Source organism: Wolbachia endosymbiont (group A) of Cephus spinipes, assembly GCF_964026895.1.
Lineage (GTDB): Bacteria > Pseudomonadota > Alphaproteobacteria > Rickettsiales > Anaplasmataceae > Wolbachia > Wolbachia pipientis.
In genome coordinates this window covers 127,339-146,095 of sequence record NZ_OZ034713.1, presented here as the reverse complement: position 1 = coordinate 146,095, position 18,757 = coordinate 127,339, and the positions used below count along the sequence as shown (strand labels likewise).

Annotated in this window: 16 protein-coding genes; 5 read left to right on the top strand and 11 right to left on the bottom strand. The window is 34.6% G+C overall.

The window, feature by feature from the left end:
• Positions 1 to 97 precede the first annotated feature (97 nt).
• Complete coding sequence (gene gshA, locus AAGD59_RS00735) at positions 98 to 1,258, top strand: glutamate--cysteine ligase (RefSeq protein ID WP_015589431.1); 1,161 nt, start codon at positions 98 to 100, stop codon at positions 1,256 to 1,258.
• A gap of 3 nt (positions 1,259 to 1,261) precedes the next feature.
• Here the strand turns inward: gshA and AAGD59_RS00730 are convergent, their stop codons facing one another.
• From AAGD59_RS00730 to AAGD59_RS00720, 3 genes are all read right to left on the bottom strand, one after another.
• Positions 1,262 to 2,059: a hypothetical protein gene (locus AAGD59_RS00730; protein WP_006280195.1), complete on the bottom strand. Its 798-nt coding sequence runs from the start codon at positions 2,057 to 2,059 to the stop codon at positions 1,262 to 1,264.
• A gap of 70 nt (positions 2,060 to 2,129) precedes the next feature.
• Positions 2,130 to 3,077 (bottom strand): ferrochelatase, encoded by a 948-nt coding sequence (gene hemH, locus AAGD59_RS00725; RefSeq protein WP_010082099.1) that lies wholly within the window; start codon positions 3,075 to 3,077, stop codon positions 2,130 to 2,132.
• Positions 3,078 to 3,899 (bottom strand): hypothetical protein, encoded by an 822-nt coding sequence (locus AAGD59_RS00720; RefSeq protein ID WP_015589429.1) that lies wholly within the window; start codon positions 3,897 to 3,899, stop codon positions 3,078 to 3,080.
• Between the two features lie 113 nt (positions 3,900 to 4,012).
• Between AAGD59_RS00720 and ndk the strand changes: the two genes are divergently transcribed.
• The 3 genes from ndk to AAGD59_RS00705 all read left to right on the top strand — a co-directional run bounded on the left by ndk (position 4,013) and on the right by AAGD59_RS00705 (position 7,302).
• Positions 4,013 to 4,432, top strand: a complete 420-nt coding sequence (gene ndk, locus AAGD59_RS00715) for a nucleoside-diphosphate kinase (protein ID WP_015589428.1) — start codon at positions 4,013 to 4,015, stop codon at positions 4,430 to 4,432.
• A gap of 1,040 nt (positions 4,433 to 5,472) precedes the next feature.
• Positions 5,473 to 6,078, top strand: coding sequence for a recombination mediator RecR (recR, locus tag AAGD59_RS00710; protein WP_010963080.1), 606 nt, complete (start codon positions 5,473 to 5,475; stop codon positions 6,076 to 6,078).
• Positions 6,079 to 6,081: 3 nt separating this feature from the next.
• Positions 6,082 to 7,302 (top strand): P-loop NTPase fold protein, encoded by a 1,221-nt coding sequence (locus tag AAGD59_RS00705; RefSeq protein ID WP_015589427.1) that lies wholly within the window; start codon positions 6,082 to 6,084, stop codon positions 7,300 to 7,302.
• Between the two features lie 45 nt (positions 7,303 to 7,347).
• Here AAGD59_RS00705 and AAGD59_RS00700 read toward each other — a convergent pair whose 3' ends face one another.
• Together AAGD59_RS00700 and AAGD59_RS00695 are read right to left on the bottom strand one after the other, a co-directional pair.
• Entirely contained in the window at positions 7,348 to 8,172 is an 825-nt protein-coding gene (locus AAGD59_RS00700) for a hypothetical protein (protein WP_015589426.1), read from the bottom strand.
• A 69-nt stretch (positions 8,173 to 8,241) separates the two neighbouring features.
• A complete protein-coding gene (locus AAGD59_RS00695; RefSeq protein ID WP_265028054.1) occupies positions 8,242 to 9,570 on the bottom strand; it encodes a pyruvate dehydrogenase complex dihydrolipoamide acetyltransferase in 1,329 nt (442 codons plus the stop codon).
• Positions 9,571 to 9,640: 70 nt separating this feature from the next.
• Here AAGD59_RS00695 and AAGD59_RS00690 point away from each other — a divergent pair, with 70 nt between their 5' ends.
• On the top strand, positions 9,641 to 10,132 hold the full coding sequence (locus AAGD59_RS00690; RefSeq protein ID WP_015589424.1) for an SH3 domain-containing protein: 492 nt from the start codon (positions 9,641 to 9,643) through the stop codon (positions 10,130 to 10,132).
• A gap of 54 nt (positions 10,133 to 10,186) precedes the next feature.
• On the opposite strand, the gene AAGD59_RS00685 is transcribed toward AAGD59_RS00690, so the two are convergent.
• The 6 genes from AAGD59_RS00685 to AAGD59_RS00660 form a co-directional block, all read right to left on the bottom strand.
• The gene (locus AAGD59_RS00685) at positions 10,187 to 10,624 is read right to left on the bottom strand and encodes a hypothetical protein (protein ID WP_265027908.1); all 438 of its coding nucleotides are present in this window, start codon (positions 10,622 to 10,624) and stop codon (positions 10,187 to 10,189) included.
• A 121-nt stretch (positions 10,625 to 10,745) separates the two neighbouring features.
• Positions 10,746 to 13,532 carry a hypothetical protein gene (locus AAGD59_RS00680; protein ID WP_265027907.1) on the bottom strand — a complete coding sequence of 929 codons (2,787 nt, stop codon included), beginning with the start codon at positions 13,530 to 13,532 and terminating at the stop codon, positions 10,746 to 10,748.
• Positions 13,513 to 15,867, bottom strand: a complete 2,355-nt coding sequence (locus tag AAGD59_RS00675; protein ID WP_265027906.1) for a type VI secretion protein — start codon at positions 15,865 to 15,867, stop codon at positions 13,513 to 13,515. Before AAGD59_RS00675 ends, AAGD59_RS00680 begins: the two co-directional genes overlap by 20 nt.
• A 44-nt stretch (positions 15,868 to 15,911) precedes the next feature.
• Positions 15,912 to 16,286 (bottom strand): hypothetical protein, encoded by a 375-nt coding sequence (locus AAGD59_RS00670; RefSeq protein WP_022626145.1) that lies wholly within the window; start codon positions 16,284 to 16,286, stop codon positions 15,912 to 15,914.
• Positions 16,287 to 16,380: 94 nt separating this feature from the next.
• Positions 16,381 to 17,604 (bottom strand): hypothetical protein, encoded by a 1,224-nt coding sequence (locus tag AAGD59_RS00665; RefSeq protein ID WP_265027905.1) that lies wholly within the window; start codon positions 17,602 to 17,604, stop codon positions 16,381 to 16,383.
• A gap of 122 nt (positions 17,605 to 17,726) precedes the next feature.
• Complete coding sequence (locus AAGD59_RS00660; protein WP_015589418.1) at positions 17,727 to 18,755, bottom strand: NAD(P)H-dependent flavin oxidoreductase; 1,029 nt, start codon at positions 18,753 to 18,755, stop codon at positions 17,727 to 17,729.
• Positions 18,756 to 18,757 lie beyond the last annotated feature (2 nt).

Below are 18,757 nucleotides of genomic sequence, written 5' to 3'. Positions count from 1 at the left end.
AAGAATCTCATTATACTTTAATCTTTAGTCAAATTTACTAAATATGTTCAACTATAGCTTATAATATAATACCTTCCTTATAACATTTAAAGTGCAGATGCAAAACATAATTCACCCAGATTTGGAAAAAAGTATAAATAATTGGTTCGAAGCAAAATTTAATGGCCTTACATCGCCATTTTATAGCTCTATAGATCTTAGAAACTCTGGCTATAAAATCGTTCCAGTAGACGCTAATTTATTTCCTGCGGGGTTCAATAACTTAAGTGAAGAATCAAGAACGATGGCAGCAAGATTGATAAAAAGCTATTTTAAAAGACATCAATACAAAAAGGTTCTTATAATACCGGAAAATTATACACGCAATAAAATGTATATAGAAAACGTATTTGTTATAGAGAAAATACTACAACTCGCAGGTTTTGAGACTAGAATTGGCCTTTTATATAATGAAGTATACAATTTAATAGAACAGTATGAAACTGTTGTGAAAGAAAACTCTCTGCTAAAGACAACTTCAGGATTTGTGCCTGATGTTATTATACTGAACCGTGATATGACGAGCCACATTCCAGACACGCTGAAAGACGTAAAGCAAGATATAGTACCAAGCCCACTATACGGTTGGCATAGCAGGCAGAAATTTAAGTATTTTGAAATCTATCAAGAATTAGCATCTGAGTTTTGTGGCGAATTTAAAATAGACCCATGGCTAATTTCTGTGCTTACAGAGAGCTGTGATGGAGTTGATTTTGATGATGATTTGTCACTAGGAGCAGTAGCAACTAAAGTTGACCAAATATTATCTCTAGTGCAAAAAAAATATGAGGAATATGAAATAAAAACACAACCTTACGTTTTTATCAAAGCAAGCAATGGCACATATGGGATGGGCATTATAACAGCAACAAGTGGAGAGGAAATATTAAACCTCAATAAAAAAAAGCGTCATAAAATGAAAAAGATAAAAGAAGGAATAGCAATCAATAGCGTTATTATACAAGAAGGTGTACCAACCATTGACATGTTTAAAAGCAGTTCTGCAGAACCGCTAATATACTATATAGGAGATACTCCAACATGTTACTTATACCGATGTAATAGCAGAAAAGATGTATATTCTAGCTTGAATGCCACTGACTGTGAGTTTCATGATGTTAGCCAGGTTGTAGAAGGTAAAATTCTATCACTTTGGAGTATTGTTAGCAAATTAGCAGTACTAGCGTTGGCAGTAGAAATAAAATCTTTTCATCCCTAATTCTTATACCTCTACAGTGCTGTCATTAGAATGACCGTTTATATTATGAACATCATCAAGTTCAGTGGAAGGATCATCATTGACAGGTTGTTGAAACAATTTGTCAAGCTGAACTGCAAGAAATACTGCACTATATATTATGCTGACTGTTACGCTTAAGTTGAAATTATAGATTATACCATTACCTAAGTTTATTGGTATAGTTGGAGTCTCTATCCTTCTTAATATGAAGTTTAATAAACCTAACGACAAAGTTAATGTGCTAATAATAAGGTCCTTCTTACACTCAGCAGACTTTTCAGGATCCTTATTATCCAGATATTCCTTGCATGTATAATAATAGCTTATAGGTTCTGAAATGAACAAAAATAGGATCGTTGAGGTTAAGTTAATATAACTTATTATGTCTGTATTGCTTCCAGTGCAAAAATGGATGATTTTCAACATCATTAGCGCTTCTATGGTGCTGCTTGCAAGATTAGCCGATTTACCCACAATTTTTGCCAGCTCTTTTTTACTCTCAGGGTTTCTGTAATCCTTAATTAGATCCTGTAGAGTAAATGCAGAATGGGCAATGTATAGAATAGATGTCGGAAACTTTACTAGTCGAGCAACATTCCGTATAAGAAAGATATTGGATCTATTATTGTCAATGAACTCGCAGCAAAATTGCAGTGAAATCTTACACAATAGGGCTGTTAAACCTGTTGTGATGCAGATTACCTTCCTGAAATCATGATCATAAATATCATGCACCCTTTGTGCGAGTATGTTAGATTTCTTTTTTAGCTTGTTTGGCATGAAATAGTTAATAACTTCCTGTTATTCTATCACATAAAATCCTAAAAGAAAAGCCCTATGAATCAGGACTTTAAGGGAGATTTATGCACAAATCGGCTAAGCATTTTATAAACAAGGGATCGGTACTGAGAGTTGGCACACGAAAGTAATATCCATCCTTGATAATTGCTTTATATTCTATATCAAGTTCAACTAGAGTTTCTGAATGCTCAGAAACAAAAGATATAGGTGATAGAACTACAGGTACACCATCAGCTTTTGCGCGTAATAGCTCACTTTCAGTGCTTGGCTCTAGCCATTTTACAGGACCAATCTTACTCTGATAACATATTGACCAATCTAAGTTATTGATAGCTAACTTTTCTACTATTAACTCTACGCTTCTTTCTACCTGTGAAGCGTAAGGGTCGCCCTTTTTAATGATACTAAGAGGTAAGCTATGGGCTGAAAATAGGACTCTTGGTTTACCGATTTTTCTAGCCAATTTATAGTACTTAGCTATCAGATTAGTGTGAGCTTCAATAAAATCTTGGTTATCATAATAACGGTGAATCATTTTTGTATTGCATTTTAGGCCATACCGTTTAGCATTTTTTTGCCAATTCTCGATGGATGACAGAGTTGTGGTAGTTGAATATTGTGGATACAGTGGCAGCAGAATTACTTCGTCAGGATCAAACTGTTTTACACTTTCAATAACTTCGTCAGCAAATGGACGCCAATAGCGCATGCAGATGAATACCTTGTGTACATGGTTTCTATTTTCGTTTAATTTTAGTTCTGAAGCATTAGCTTGCATTTTTGTATTCTCTAGAATTGGCGATTTACCTCCAATTTCCTCGTATATTTTTCGTGCAGTATTTTCTCGTTTCGCAGATATAAACTTTGCTAAAAGAAACCGAAAGGGATTCGGTAGATTGATTATTCTCCTGTCATAAAAAAGGTTGAATAAAAAAGGACGGACCGCATTTAGTGAATCAGGCCCGCCAAGATTAAATAAGATAACTGCCTTTTTCACCTACGCACTACTACAACAAGTTACTTCTGGGGTGCCTATAAAATTAGCTACACACTCATCAAATTTAGTTATAGGCACTAAATTTCTTACACTGGCATACAATAAGTGGCCTGATCTCTTCAGGTTACTCTTGGTAGATGTGAAGTTCCAATCGAAAAATGTATCGACAAAAAGACTTGGTACCGTTTCAAGAAGTTCAACAGCAGCTAAAGATAGCATTATACAACTTTGCAGGACATTCAGAAGAACCTTGAGGGGAAAAAGTAAAACTTTAACGAAAAGAGAGGTGCTACTTGTTTCATCCAGTAGTCGCCCTGAGTTAGGCGAATTATACTCGGTGTGTTTTCTATTTTGATCAAAGATAGGAAATTTTATAGTATCTTTCTTAAATTCCGCGTCTATTTCTTTTCTACTATGGTTAGTGATTTTTTCCATTAACTTCTCACGCAGATGAAAAGTTCTGACAATAAAACATGTGGCAATCATTAAGGAAGCACATAAAAGTGCGCATTGCATGAGGCTCATACTGCCTAGCATAGCTGGCAGTGCAAAACAAACAAATGGCACTATGATAGCCATTTCAAGAAATGGAATAGTGTTTCTTTTCATTGCAAAAGCAGCACCTTTTTTTAATTCTGTATTATGATGTAAGCTATATTCCAAAAAGCTTAAAAAGGCCAAATTAAAAGTTAAAAATCCTTTTGTTCCACAAAAAAGTGATGACTTAAAGTTACTTACTAATTTTTTAGTAGTAGATTTAGCTTGTTTTTTAGTGGTAGGCTCAGCTTGTTTAGTAGTGTTATTTTTACAACATTCACCCATACAATACCTCCTTGATGGTTTATTCTTAACTATAAATAAAAAACTACTTTTATCAAATCAAAATTTGCAATAAAATGAATCCATAAATATACAATCTTATATAAGGGAATAATATGGCAATTGAGAAGACACTTTCGATATTAAAACCTGATGCAGTAAAAAATAATATTACAGGCAATATAAATTCCTACATCGAACAATCTGGGCTGAAAATCACAGCACAAAAAATGATGTTACTAACAAAAAAACAAGCAGAGCTGTTTTATGAAATTCATAAAGATAGGCCTTTTTTTGGGGAATTAGTAGAGTTTATGACCTCTGGTTCTGTGGTAGTTCAAGTTTTAGTTGGTGAAAATGCAGTAAGTAAATACAGACAAATCATGGGAGCTACCGATCCAAAGCAGGCAGATAAAGGCACAATCAGGGGTGATTTTGCTGATGATATTAGTGAAAATAGAGTTCACGGCTCAGATAGTCTAGAAAATGCTCGTAAGGAGATAGCTTTCTTTTTTGCTGAATGTGAGTTGGTGTAGTCAACTCAGATTGGCGTCATCCAAGTAGCTGACAACATAGAAACGAAAAAACTTGCTTGACACCCTCCGCCAGCCCCCTTATCATGATAGTGAAGCTATTGTATTTGCTTTCGCCAATCTGCAGATTAAAAGGTAAGGATTACTTAATGTATCGGCGTCTTATGTTCAATTTTTTGCAGTATATAGATACTGTATGTCTTTACAAAACTTCATCTACATCTAGATTTTTATCTAAATAAGCTGAACGCGCTTATAAAGCGTTACAAGACATCAAAAAATGCCAATACTCGACAGAGATAGTAAAAGACTAGCTAACTCGGGGATTCTTTGTCTTTTTTTCTGCTTAGTAAATTTCTTAAACATTTGCAGCGTAAGTTAGTTGCAATTAAAAGCAGCTTAATCTTGCTTGTCAAGCGTTTAAAACATAAAAAACGCCAATATTTTAAAGCGGATAATAACCCCAGGGCTTCTTTTGCCTTTTTTTTTATTTGGTAAATTTCTTAATGTTTATGGCTAAACGACAACCGTCATCCCGCTGCTTGTTAGCGGGATCTCTTGTTAGCGGCTGAGATACCGCGAATGAATCGCGGTATGACGTAGATTGCTGTCATTCCAGTGCTCCTTTTTTTGTCATCCCAGTGTCTGGGCACTGGGATGACAGCTAGCCTGACAACCGTCATCCCGCTACTTGTTAGCGGCCGAGATACCGCGAATGAATCGCGGTATGACGGTTCGCGGCAGTATGACGTAGAGCTCACGTTAGCTATACTTTTATGCTTACAAACTTAATAAAATTCCTGGATCCCAGTGTCTGGGCACTGGGATGACAAAGGAGAGCTACTCGGATGATACCTTTTTCTACTTAGTTTGGGTTATGCAAGAAGTCTATTATAATCAGGCTTTAAGTGTGCGGAAGTAATTTTTTGCGTTAGAGTAAAAAATTTTTTCTATAGCTAATCAAAGTGGATCAAGAGAAACTTACCACTTTCTTTACAAAGGGTTTGATGTTACCATTTGACTGCCTATTCTGAATTTATTGAATGAACGTTAACATAAAGAATCTAGTTCATGCTTTCTCTAAATTGCCAAGTTTAGGGCCATCATCATCACGCAGGTTAGTTATACATTTACTCCAAAACAAAGAAAAAGTTATGCTACCACTTGCATCTTTGATTAAAGAGCTAGCAGATCTTATAATAGAGTGTGAAGTTTGCGGAAATCTAGATACTAAATCACCTTGTTCTATTTGTACTAACCCAAAACGTGACACTAAGTTACTGTGTGTAGTAGAAGAATTGGGTGATTTATGGGCGTTTGAAAAAGGAAATATATATTCAGGTTTATACCATGTTTTGGGGGGCAGATTGTCTGCGATAAATGGCATAGGTCCAAAAGAACTCAACCTTGATACTATTCTGAAAAGAGTGACAGAGTCTAAAATTGAAGAGATAATTATCGCAATTAATCCGACATTAGAGGGTCAAGTTACTGCACAATATATAATTGAATTGCTAAAAAATTTGGATGTGAAAATATCACGTCTTGCTTGCGGCATACCAATGGGCGGAGAAATTGACTATCTTGATGAAGGAACGCTGAGGATAGCACTTACTTCAAGACAAGAATATGAGTTAAATATAAAATAAGACATGTGCTTAAAAAAACTTATATCGCTAATAACATTCAAAAAGAAAGAAATAGCGCCACCACTTAAAGTGGTGGCTTGGGAAAATGACCGTCTAAACTATAAGCAATTTTCAGGTAAATTTAACAATATAATTAAAACAATTGATCAGTCTTTTACAATAATATCTTTGGAAGGATATGATGGATGGGGCAAGACGTTTTTTTTGAAAGAATGGGTAAAAGAGTTAAAACAGCAAAATGAAATTGCAGCTTATTATAGTGCATGGGATATCAATGCATTGGACCAACCACTGCCTTCTTTTTTAAATTTCCTATTTGAAGATTTATTTGTATCGTATAAAGTAAAAAGAAGTGTTATACAACAGTTCAAGAACATAAACCAAGAGCTATTTTCTCTAAACACACTAGGAAAGCTGATCAGTAAATCTCCACTTGCTATGCTTTCAGTATTTCTTGATGCTGCAAAAGAGGCTGATAAAAAAGACATAGGTTTTGTCTTGAGTGAATTAAGTCTTCTCCAAAGAAGAAAAGAGAGTACTAGAGATTTTAAAACACAGTTAGCGGATGTGGTTAATAAAATCAGAAAAGACAAAAACATTTATATAATGGTGGATAATCTTGATGTGTGCCGTCCTAAATTCGTTGTCGATTTTTTGGAATCTATAAAGTATATGCTTGATGTGGAGGGGCTGGTTTTCATTATTCCTGTAAGTAAAGATAAGAGTAATGTACAAAGAGCAATCAGCACAATACTTGGACCAAATTTTGACCTAAAATCTTTTACTGATCTCTCTTTACATTTGCCAAAACAACCGATAGAAAAATTTACAAAAGAACTATTTGAAAATATTAAATTACCGAAAAAGTCAAAAAATTTGATTGTAGATAGTTTTATATTTTATGCAGAAAGCCTGTCACTATCGTTAAAAACAATAGAATACTGCGTAAAAAAAATAAAGCTGTGTCTTCTGAATCACACAAGAGAAGAATTACCTGATCCGAATTTGTTTTCATTTTTGGTAATACTGCAATCGATAAATATTGATATATATGAGGAATTAGGTTTTTCATATCAAAGAGCATTGGAAAAAATTGAAAATGAATATAAATCTTTAGTTCTAAATGGTCAAGAAGAATGGGAAAAACTTAAAACCTCTCTAGAAACTGCTTTTGCAGAGAGGGAGTCAAAAATTAACAAAGCTATAAAGGATATACTATTTTGAAAAGATACCCTACCTTCACATATACAAAGATAGGGTAACATTTGATTAACGCCCTTTTACTATGTCATTACCTTGTTCAAACTTTCTGATTAATTCGCTTACATTGACATTAGATAATTTTTTACCTGCAGATTTGTCATTATGTGAAGCATCAGGTTTACGAAGGTCTTCCTTACTGTTACTCCTAGTAATATTACATCTAACAATGTTTGAATTATTAGACTTATCGCTTACATCTGAAATATTGCTTTTTTCACTACATGAAGACGAATTACTCGACATATTGCCTAAGCTAAAGAGCTTTTTACCTTGATAGATTGGATTCCAATCAAGTGGATTATAAGTTTTTTTGCTAGTCTCAACCTTTTGGTTATTTTGCTGTTTAGGAGAAAAACCAAGTTTTTCTCTTTCTTTCTTGCTTAGCGTTTTGAGAAATTTTACGGTTTCTAATTCATCAGTTGCTTGTACTTTATGTAAATCAAAGCTTTTTTGATGGTTATCCTGCTTAACATTTTCCATCATTTTATCTTTTATTGTTCTATCCTCATCATCAGAAGTGCTGCTACTAATATCACTGATACCACTATCCCCTGAATTGCGGCGTTGTTTGTTAGGAGTGCTATGAATGTTGTCTTCCATGAGTTTTTGCATTGTTGGGCCAAATGTTCTTCCAAGATTGCTACTCACTGTTTCATTACTATCATTTGCTTGAGAATGAGGTACATTTCGCTCAAAAATTGCTTTTATTCCAGCAAATTTAGCTTGGGAAGATTTCGGAGGAACAGGTGGGGCAACCATGCCTTTTGAGTTAATCTTTCCTTCATTTTGAGGAAAAATTTTTGGATTATTTTTTTCTACTGTAGTATTCATTTTTTTACCTCTAAACCTATTAACTAATAAAAGTATAAACTTAGAGGTATTAATTTTGTAATAACAATGCTAATAGATTACCGCAGTTTCAATAAGCATCACCAGAGGATTCTCTATATAATGCTTAAAGGCATTTAAAAACTTTGCTCCGAGTGCCCCATCAACTGCTCTATGGTCAACAGAGAACGTTACTGTCATTATTTCTGCTGTTTCTATTTTCTCATTCATAACAATTGGTTGTTTTTTAGATGCACCAACTGCCATAATGCAAGATTGCGGCGGATTGATTATAGCACTGAAGGCTTTTATACCAAACATCCCTAAGTTGGAGATAGTAAACCCTCCTCCTTGAAACTCTTCAGGTTTCAATTTTCCAGATCTTGCTCTGCTTACTAAATCTTTCACTTCTTTTGATATAGATAAAATACCCTTTTTATCAGCATTTTTTACTATAGGAGTAATTAGCCCATCTTCAAGTGCCACAGCGATTGAGATATCTACATTCGAGTATTTAAGTATTTTATTATCTATCCACGAAGAATTTATATCAGGAAATTTTTTCATGCTAAAAGCCACAGCTTTGATAATTAAGTCATTGATTGTTACTTTATTGTTTTCATCTGCTGAGTTAATCTCGTTTTTTAACGATATTAACTTATCAACCTGGCAGTCTACAGTTAAATAAAAATGTGGAACATTCTGTTTGGATTCAGTCAGGCGCTGTGCTATCACTTGGCGTATGTTGCTTACTTCAACTATCTCAGGACTTTCAGTATGTATACCACTGCCTAAAAACTCCAACACATCAGCCTTAATTATGCGACCGTATGGTCCTGTACCTTTTAATTGCTGCACATTAACCCCTTCATTTTGAGCTATTTTCTTAGCTAATGGGCTTATTTTTATTCTACCTTCTGTTGTCTTAGTATCTTCTTCTTTTCTAGATCCCAGTGTCAAGCACTGGGATGACATTGAGAGGTTGGATTCCAGCGTCACGCGCTGGAATGACACCGAAGAATGACTTATTGGCTTTCCGTTTAAATCTTGGTGTTCTGATTTTTGATTATCAACAGCACATTTTGTCACTTCCTTTTTAACTGCACTATTGATGGAAGTTGAGGTATAGTTGTTAAGTGCATTTTCATCCTCCCCTTCTTCCAGCATTAAAGCTATTGGTTGATTTACAGGCACGCCACTTGTTCCTTCTGTTACTAAAATTTTTGCTACAACTCCTTCATCTACAGATTCAAACTCCATTATGGCTTTATCAGTCTCTATCTCAGCAATTACGTCGCCTACTTCAACTTTGTCTTGTTCTTTTTTATGCCACTTTACAATTTTTCCTCCAGTTTTGCTCATTGTCGGTGAAAGAGCAGGCATTAATATTTCTATAGGCATTGATTTTGCATTTAAAGATCTATTCAATTTTTAATTTACTCTTTATCTTATGTCAACCTAATCGTGAATTATGATGAATAAGTCTGTTACACTATCCCTCACGTTATCCCAGTGCGTGACACTGGGATCTTGGTTCAGTACTATTATCCTATTGTTTTTATTATTTAGCCATAGCTTGTTTGCTAACAACTTTGTTTCAACCAAATCAAATAAGATCAACATGAGAACGGGGCCAGGGTTTCACTATCCTGTAAAATGGATATACACTTGCAAAAATCTGCCCCTGAAAGTGATAGAAGAGTTTGAGAGTTGGAAAAAGGTCTGCGATATAGATGAAGACTGCGGATGGATAAAAGGCAATCTTCTTAGTGATAAGCGCTACGCGATTGTAAAAGAAGATACTTATGGATATCAAAAACAGAGTGTAGACAGCAAGATTACTATAAAAATAGACAAATTTGTTGTAATGAAAATAGAAAAGTGTAACGAAGAGTGGTGTTTTCTTTCTACCCCAAAACGCAAAGCATGGGTACAAAAAAAACATATATATGGGGTTGATTAGGTTGACAAAAGATCTGAATTAACACTAGTTTCTAGGCCTTCTGTAGCATGCTCTTCATGTGAAGCAGAGGATGGCACTGACTTCTTCATGCTCTGGAGACTGTACAGGGCTATCACAGAAACTCCTTAACATCTCCTCAGCGGATGAATCTAAAATTTGTACAATAGACTTTTCACTTTGTTCTCTTAGCGATTGATCCACTCTAGAAATCAACTCAGAAAACTCGCTACCTGATTTTTCAGCTTCACTTTTTATTCTACTTTCTATGCTTGCAATATTACCTTGTTCAATTTCTTCTTTTGTTATGTTGAACGAATTTGCAGCATCTTGATATCCAATCTTGCAATTTCCACAACCAATTATGCAAAAAGCAATGGAATTAGATATTTCGCTTGCAGCCCACTTATGTATAGCGTAAGCCAAATAATTGTCATGGTATTTAATGCTAAATTGTTGTTCTATTAGCTCAGAAATTTTATTCTTTAGAGACATAAAGTACCCTCCTTACATTCGTTATACCTTTTTGTTAAGATACAGCAATTACACCATTTACTACATGCTTTACTTTAATTAATTATTAAAACGAGAGCATAATTTTCAGAGTTATATCTTTTTACCTTAACAATTCTTTTTTGAGTTCCTCTTCAATCATCTTAGTTAAACTCGTGTCAAACTCACTCCTCGAAAAATCCCTAACCTCCCCGGGATCATATCGATTTCCTATCATTTTTTCAATAGCATCATTTATTATGTTTATGTCAAATCCCTTTATAATAGGCGTTACCTTCACCTGCCCTGCAGAGCCTTTACCATAAATTCTTTTGCTTTTATCAATGCAACCACCTGCACCAGGTTTACTGCTTCCAAAACCCTTGCTACAATTTACTGTTTCATGCTTGATTTCACCATTTTCTATATATATTATTTTATTATCTTCAGTAACCCGCAATCCTGTTGTTGTGGTTTTTTCTTTTAATTTTACACTATCATCAATTATTGGTTCGGTATAATCCTTATACTCATATATTTTATAGATGCCTCCGCCTCCCATAGTGATTAAATCCTTGCACTCTTGTTTACCTAAACGACACTTTCTTATAAAAATAGGACCCCCATCCTTATCTGTATATTCCTTTTCCCTGTTACCTCCTCCCTGTTCAACTTTAATGTTAATTATAGGATAATCAAGATCAATTTCCAATTCAGCTTTAATATAATCTCCTGGCATTCCTACTCTACTTTCAGTGGAATTAGGTGTGTAAGTGTAAGGTGTATCTTTTATGTGACCTGCTTCACCACATCCCCACACTTCTATTTCAACACGGCTAGATGTTATTTGTGAGCCATCCACATCATAATCTCCACTTCCAAAAACATGGGACTTTTCGCTCTTTTTTTCCGGTTCTTGTTTCTCTTTTTCCAGTTGTTTCTCGATTATCTCTTTTAACTTCTCTTTGAGACCTTCTAAATCGAACCTACACAATTTATCAGCGTAAAAGACCTCCGTTCTGTTTGCTTTAATTGGTGCTTCTTGTTGTGTGACAACGCCATTTGTATTTTGTGAAATCTTTGTATAAAAAGGTTGAGTGTTTTCTTTGTCTACATATCGTGTTGAACGGCTGCATGTTCCAGTAAAGCAGATACAACCATCATCACCTTGATTACATTTTTCTCTATGCTCTACATCCGTCAATTTGTATACTACTTTCAGTCCTTTACTAGATTTAAATGTATCGTCTATCTCATCATTTCTTTTTACACAGTAACTGCATTCTCTCTTCTTCTGCTCATTTTCATCAGGGAAGAAAACATACCCTTGTTTATTGAATATTATTTTATCTAACTCACTCTGATCTCTGTTTAAGAGATCGGCTCTTTTATTTTCCTTGCTTGGAAGATAATAGAACTGATTTGATTCCTTGGAGTAAACAGCATTGTATTTAGTATATCTTGTTCCCATTAATTTTAGTGGTATTATTTTATTTTCTCTTTTAAGAACAAACTCCTCTGGTTCTGGCTGCCATCCAGAAAGACAAAGCATTTTACTGTTAGAATTTCCTTTATACTTTACTTCTATTTCCGGCTGCCCAGAGTTATTAAATTCACATTGAATAGATTTGTCTTTTAACTTTTTCTCAAAATCATTAAAACTATAAAAACTTCCGCCTTTAGAACATTTAATTTGCACATCAGGAACATAGCCATATTCTTTCAGAACTTTAAATTGTTGCGGATTACTTTCTAATATACCTTCTATAATATTATCAATATTACTATCAGTTGTTTTTGCTACTATTGCTGGTTTTACTACTTTTAAAGATAGGGGGCCAATGTTTATAGGATGGTTGAGGTCAGTATTAACATTAAAAGTACAGGAACCATTACTATAGGTTCCATGTGCTTTAGCACAAGTGCTCTCACTCATCTTCATTTCTACTTTCAATGTATTTTTATTTACTATCTCCACTATCTCAGGTTCTGGAGCAGGTGGTGCAGGAAAACAGCGGACGAACCGTGGATTTTGTTCATTTATACTTTGAGTTCCAAGGTATTCAGCACAGAGCTGGCCCTTTTTTCTATAGGTTTTGAAGTAATAGTGAGTATCCTTATCTGTAACAGTATATGAGTGATTTGGAATGTTCTCATTATTTGAAACAACGTGTGGAAAACCTAACTCTTTTCTTTCCTCCAGTCCGCTAATTATCACCCCAACTCTTGGATCGAAGTAATCATTATCTTCATTTGTTATAGGAACAATTCTAACTTGTGGAGGTGACATCGCAAGTTGTTCACAGAATGGAGGGGGGCTAGGTGCAAGTGGCACAGGAGCACATTTTACTGCCGTTTGGTAGCAGGTATCACAGACTTTTTCCATCTCCCCAGGACGGAAAATATTCTCACCCGAAAATACTCTAGAACCCCATGAAGAAATTCCTGACATACAAGCCCCTTTTTGACTGCAAGCACATATTTTAGGAGAGTTAGCGAATCTTCTTTTTTCCTCATCAGTAACACCGTCTGCCCATTCCCATTTAAGACCCCGAGCAATTTCTCCTCCAGCTTTTGTTTTATCTCCTTCCCAGTCGATAAAAGCTGCAGCAGAAACTCCAGCTCCTGTACCTTGCGTTCCATATATCTGGCGGCAGGATTCCCCACTTTGTAAGTCATAACAATAACTTTGTCCATCATAAGCACATACTCTAATTTTGGGATTAAAGTAACCATCAACTCCTTGATCTTTTATTGCTTGCACCTTAATTTCCTTTACCCAATCTCCACCAACTATTGCTTCCAACCAAGTATTACTTTCTACAAATGTTGGACAATCAGCATATCCTTGATACGAAAGACCAAGTATCAAAAAAAATATCAATAAGAAATTAAGCCTTACACTTCTCATAAAATACCGGTAACCACTCATTAACTTCTTCTCCTTTTTCCTTTATTGCCTCGTACATATACTTTATCGTCTCTTTGTTAGCTGAAAGTACATGTATTTCTTGCATATTCTTTAAATCTAAATTTAAAGTTACTAATCCTTTATACTGTTTTATCAAAAATAAACCTTCCTGCGTTGGCGTCTGCAGAATTATATTCAGCTCCTCTTTTGATAAAGAAAATGCTTTCATGTATAATCTATTTGCATTGACGTTCGGCATCAAGATTCTTGTATCAACATGTTTATCTAAATATTGAGTAAATTTGCTAGCAAATGCGAGATTTAAATTTTCAGTACTTAGGATTACTACAACATTTAGTTCCGTCATTCTTTGCATCCAGTTATCAAACTCTTTCTCTGTAGGAAAAATATTACTTATCTCCCATGCTTCATCCAAAACAAGTATTGCAGGCGAGCCATCACATTTTGCCTCAAAAGAATATAAAAAATAGTAAAGTATCACGGACATACATTCCTTTTGTTTTGTAAGGTTTGCGGTGTTGAGAGATATAATTTTTGTTTCCCAGTCAATATCTGATTCATTACCATCTTGAAATAAGTAAGCAAAGTCACCATCGTCACACCATCTACTTATCTTACCCCCAAGGAGCAAGAGCACCTCAGAAATTTGTGAAATAGAACGTGATTCCTTGGGTATAGCAAATATAGAATCCACAATTTTTCTTATCTTTTCTTCTACGTCCACCAAGCTCGTATCGGCTACCATTCTTCTGATCAGTTCAACCAACATATTGCGATTGGAAGCACTATCTTCAATGTTTAGTGGATTAAATTTTAGGCTTTTGTCCTTATATTTTGAATCGATTATGTAATATTTACCACTCACTGCTTTAGTAAAAATTATTGATTTTCCAGTGTTATCCAATATGACAATTCTTGGGTTAAACTTTCTTGATTCTGATAATAGAAAATTAATGAGTGAAGTTCTGCCTGAATTTGGAGCTCCGAGTATCGTAGTATGGCCATTATTTCTTTTTCCATGAAAATTAAAGAAGTAAGGATTTCCTTTTTTTGAGAAAAAAATCATTACCGCTTCTTTCCACCTTCTTCCTTTTAATGTACCTGACGTAAAATCGTGCAGCATAGCAAAGCTGCAAGCGTATTTTGTTAAGATATTTTTCGGTTGCGTAATAAAAGCAAAATTGCCTGGAAGTTGTGCCCAAAAATGACTTTCCATATGTAAATCAGTTCTAAACATCATGAAGCCAACTAATGACATTATAGAAGATAAATCACTAATACTTTCAGCTAACTTATTCCTATCATCTGCAAATATTGTAAAAATAATTTTCTGTTGGCAGAAGTCTATACTAGAGGTCTTTTCAAGCTCTATTATTTCTTCAATTCCTGAGCTTTTAAGTAAGGTATTATCCTCACTAATTTGCAGCATGTTGATTTGTTTTTTAAATTCTTTTATTGCTTTGTTATTACTAGTAAATATCATTATTTCTGTAATGATAAATTCAGATTCAAGCTGCAAGCATCTATCTATATTACCTAAAGAGATTTCCCGGTATTCTTTTATGCTGAAAATAGAGCCAAATTTCTGTTGATTTTCAAATATTGTTTGAAACGTATTGAAACCAAAAGCTATTTTAAAATTTCTAATATATTGCGACAGGTCCCTTTCATGTATTGGATAATCTTTGTGCGTTAATGTAACAATATAGTGGAGAAATTCTATCATTTCAGAATATATTTTACCTTCACTAAACCTTAGACTCAGTTTTTTAGCTCCAAAAGGTCCTAAATCATTTTGAATTACGTCAGTTATCTTTTGCAACTCCTGATGGCTTTCTTGTAAAGACAACTTATGCTTATTCTTTATTCTATTGAAAAAAAACGAATTATTAGTATGCTTGCCAAAATCGCTAAACAATATTACAATGTATAGTTCATTTATATACTGTAATTTACTATCAGTTAGTTTATTAAACCACGTTGAATGTAGGTTGTCAGAGAAGTCTTCAGTTTTATTCCATTTCAAGCTCAGTTTATTGCGCTTTCTAACGGTATGAATCCAAACGGTAAAACACAGGCTATTAATATTTTTTGATATGCTTTTTCTAATTTCAGTTCTGAGGTCGCTGTAGTTATCAACAGAAGAATAATCTTCTAACTTGATTATTTTTAACAATTCTCCCTGTTTTGTTAGTATGGTTTCTTCATCGTAATGACAAGCATAAGGAACAAAATCTAAATCAATGCTTTCTAGTAATGCTAAGTTGTTCTTTTTTTTAAGCTTAGAGTTAACTGTTGGTACTTTTAACTGCATATGCGTATTCAATAAAGATAATTAAAAAAGATAAAAATACTATCTTAATTTTTATCTTTTTTTTCGCTATCGGATTGTAATTTTATATCTTTTGCAAAGTTAAATTTTTCTTTTAAGTAGTCTGTTGCCTTTTCTGTACTACCGAACATCAGGACCAGTACACCAAACATTATCATAAAAAAGATTAGACCTCTGAACACTACTGCAAGTATCACTGCAGCTATACACAACCCTATGATTGTTGAAGGACTCATATTTTCTACAGTATCTTTAACTGAAAATGAAGAAATAAAATTTTTTACCGTTTCTTGTATACCCTTTAATTCATCACTCGCCGAACTTGCTTCGCTAGAATATGATGCAAAAATGAAACTTAATAAGGCTATAAAAACCAAAACTTTATTCAATTGAATGCGCATCAACTAAACACCTTTTAAACATTCCTCAAATATAACAACTTTTATATCAATAGGCAAGAACTGAATTCACTTATCCACTACAAGTAACACATATTTAATTTTTACCGCTGTGAACATGCTGTAAGCTCTTATCATCAACAAGAGGACTCACATTAATGGATGTTAATTTACTTGATAGGAAGTTTGAATGCAATTCAGCTACTGCTGCTATAGCAAGCACTGCAACCATAGCAAGTAGTCCTGCTCCTATCAATCCTGATGTCATTGCTCCTGCAACAATGCACCCTATTGTGGAGAGAGCACAACCTGCTACAAGTGCAACGTGAAGATTTCTGTTATTGGGTTGGTTTTTAAGTAGGATATCTTTCTTAACTTGATCTGGATTTGCTTGACCATCTGAGTTTTCATTTTCTTGCATTTTTGGCTCTTTTTTTACAGTCTGCTCTGGCTGCACTTGAGTCTCGTTTTCTTTTGGGGATTCCAAATTTGATTCTAATAACTCAGTTTTTTCTCCACCCTCTGGTTGTAAGCCATTATCTCCTTCAACAGAGCTCAATGTTGAGTTTAAACTTTCCTCAGATGAAGTGCTTGTTACTAAAGTTAAACTGCTCCTTCTGCTACTTACTGGTGATTTCAAACTTTCTTTACTCGTTCTAGGTGAGTCTATTCCACTATCTGAGTCATTGCCACTACTGAGTTTAGAAGTTTTCTTCTCCTCTATTTCTTTCACAACCTTGCTATATTTTTCAAACACTTCCTCTGCAACATCTGAATTACTAAGTATTTTATTATCACCACTTTTTTTCTCAGCTACATTCAAGGGTGTTTCTTGTGTGTTGTTTTGCTCTTCAATATGTTTTAGCTGCATTTGATCTTCAATATTTTCTTCAACAGCATTTGGTATTGAGCTTACACTGCTGCTCCTGTTAGTAATATCCAAAATTGTTTTTACTATTTTTCCTCTTATTGTTTGTGGTCTTTGTGATTGTTCTCTTTCATTGTTAAATACTGTAGGTACAGCTAGTTCTTCTGATTTTATTACTTCATCTTTCAATGCAGGAAGAAAGTTTTCGATATAATACTTATAATGTTTTTGATATTCCTCTTGTTTTTCTGGTGATTTTTCTAATTGTTCTCTCAGCGATTTTTCTAATTCAGTTAATACCTCAGGACTAGCTCCTTCCTTGAACAACTCTATGCATTTTTTGATAGCTCCATCTCCCTTTTGTGGGCTTCCATATTTATGATTTTCTTTTGTTACCTTTTTGTATATAGTGTCGTGCAATTGTTGGTTAATATCTTTTTTAGAACTTAGCATAGACTCCTCCATACATAACAAAATGTATAGATACCTCTTTAGCGTTAATTTTACATTAAAACTGGGCAATTATGCCATATTATAAATAATTGCGGCAACTTGCTTATTGGAAGGTCGCTTAACTATTTGCTTTCTGGGCTTTCTACTTCTACAGATTTGCTATTAATATGATTCTTTGCTTGTTGAACTAACATATTCACTACTTCTTTTACAGGCTTTTCCCTATCAACCATGCCAACACTTTGGCCAGCCATTAGAGATCCTGTTTCAACATCTCCATCAATTACTGCTCTTCTTAAAGCTCCAGCCCAGAATTTTTCTATTTCAAGCTGCCCATCTTCTTTTGAGATCTGGCCCTTTTGGTATTCATCAATAACTTCTTTTTGACGCTTCATGAAGTCATCACTTGCTTTGTTGGCTATAGCTCTTACAGGAATTACAGGAAAATCAGCACTTATCTGTACAGAAGGTATTGCATTACGTGCGGCCGATTTAATAAACACTTCCTTAAAATTTTTGTGGGCAATTGACTCATTAGTGCAGACAAATAATGTGCCTATTTGACAGCCACTTGCTCCCATTTCTAAGTAATTAACTATCACTTCGCCTCTGCCTATTCCACCTGCAACAAACACTGGTATTTGTTCATTTTTAAAATGAGGCAATATCTCTTGTGCAAGAACAGAAGTGCTCACTGGACCTATATGCCCACCTGCTTCCATTCCTTCTATTATTAATGCATCTACTCCCATTTTTACTAACCTTTTCGCAAGGCTTAATGCTGGTGCAAAGCACATAACTTTAATGCCTGCACCCTTGATTTTTTCTATATTAGGCTTTGTTGGCAGTCCACCGGCAAGCACTATATGGCTCACTTTCGTTTCAATACACACATCTATCAACTCACTCAACTTTGGGTGCATAGTAATTAGGTTTACACCAAATGGCTTGTTAGTTAATTTTTGTGTCTCTATGATTTCTTTTTCCAGTAAGTCTGGGAACATTGCACCACATGCAATCACACCAAAACCACCAGCGTTTGAGATTGCTGAGACCAAGTTTCTCTCTGAAACCCAGCTCATAGCACCACCCATTATAGCAAACTCACTGCCAAGAAAATCTGTTCCTTTTTTCCAGAGGCTACTTAACATAT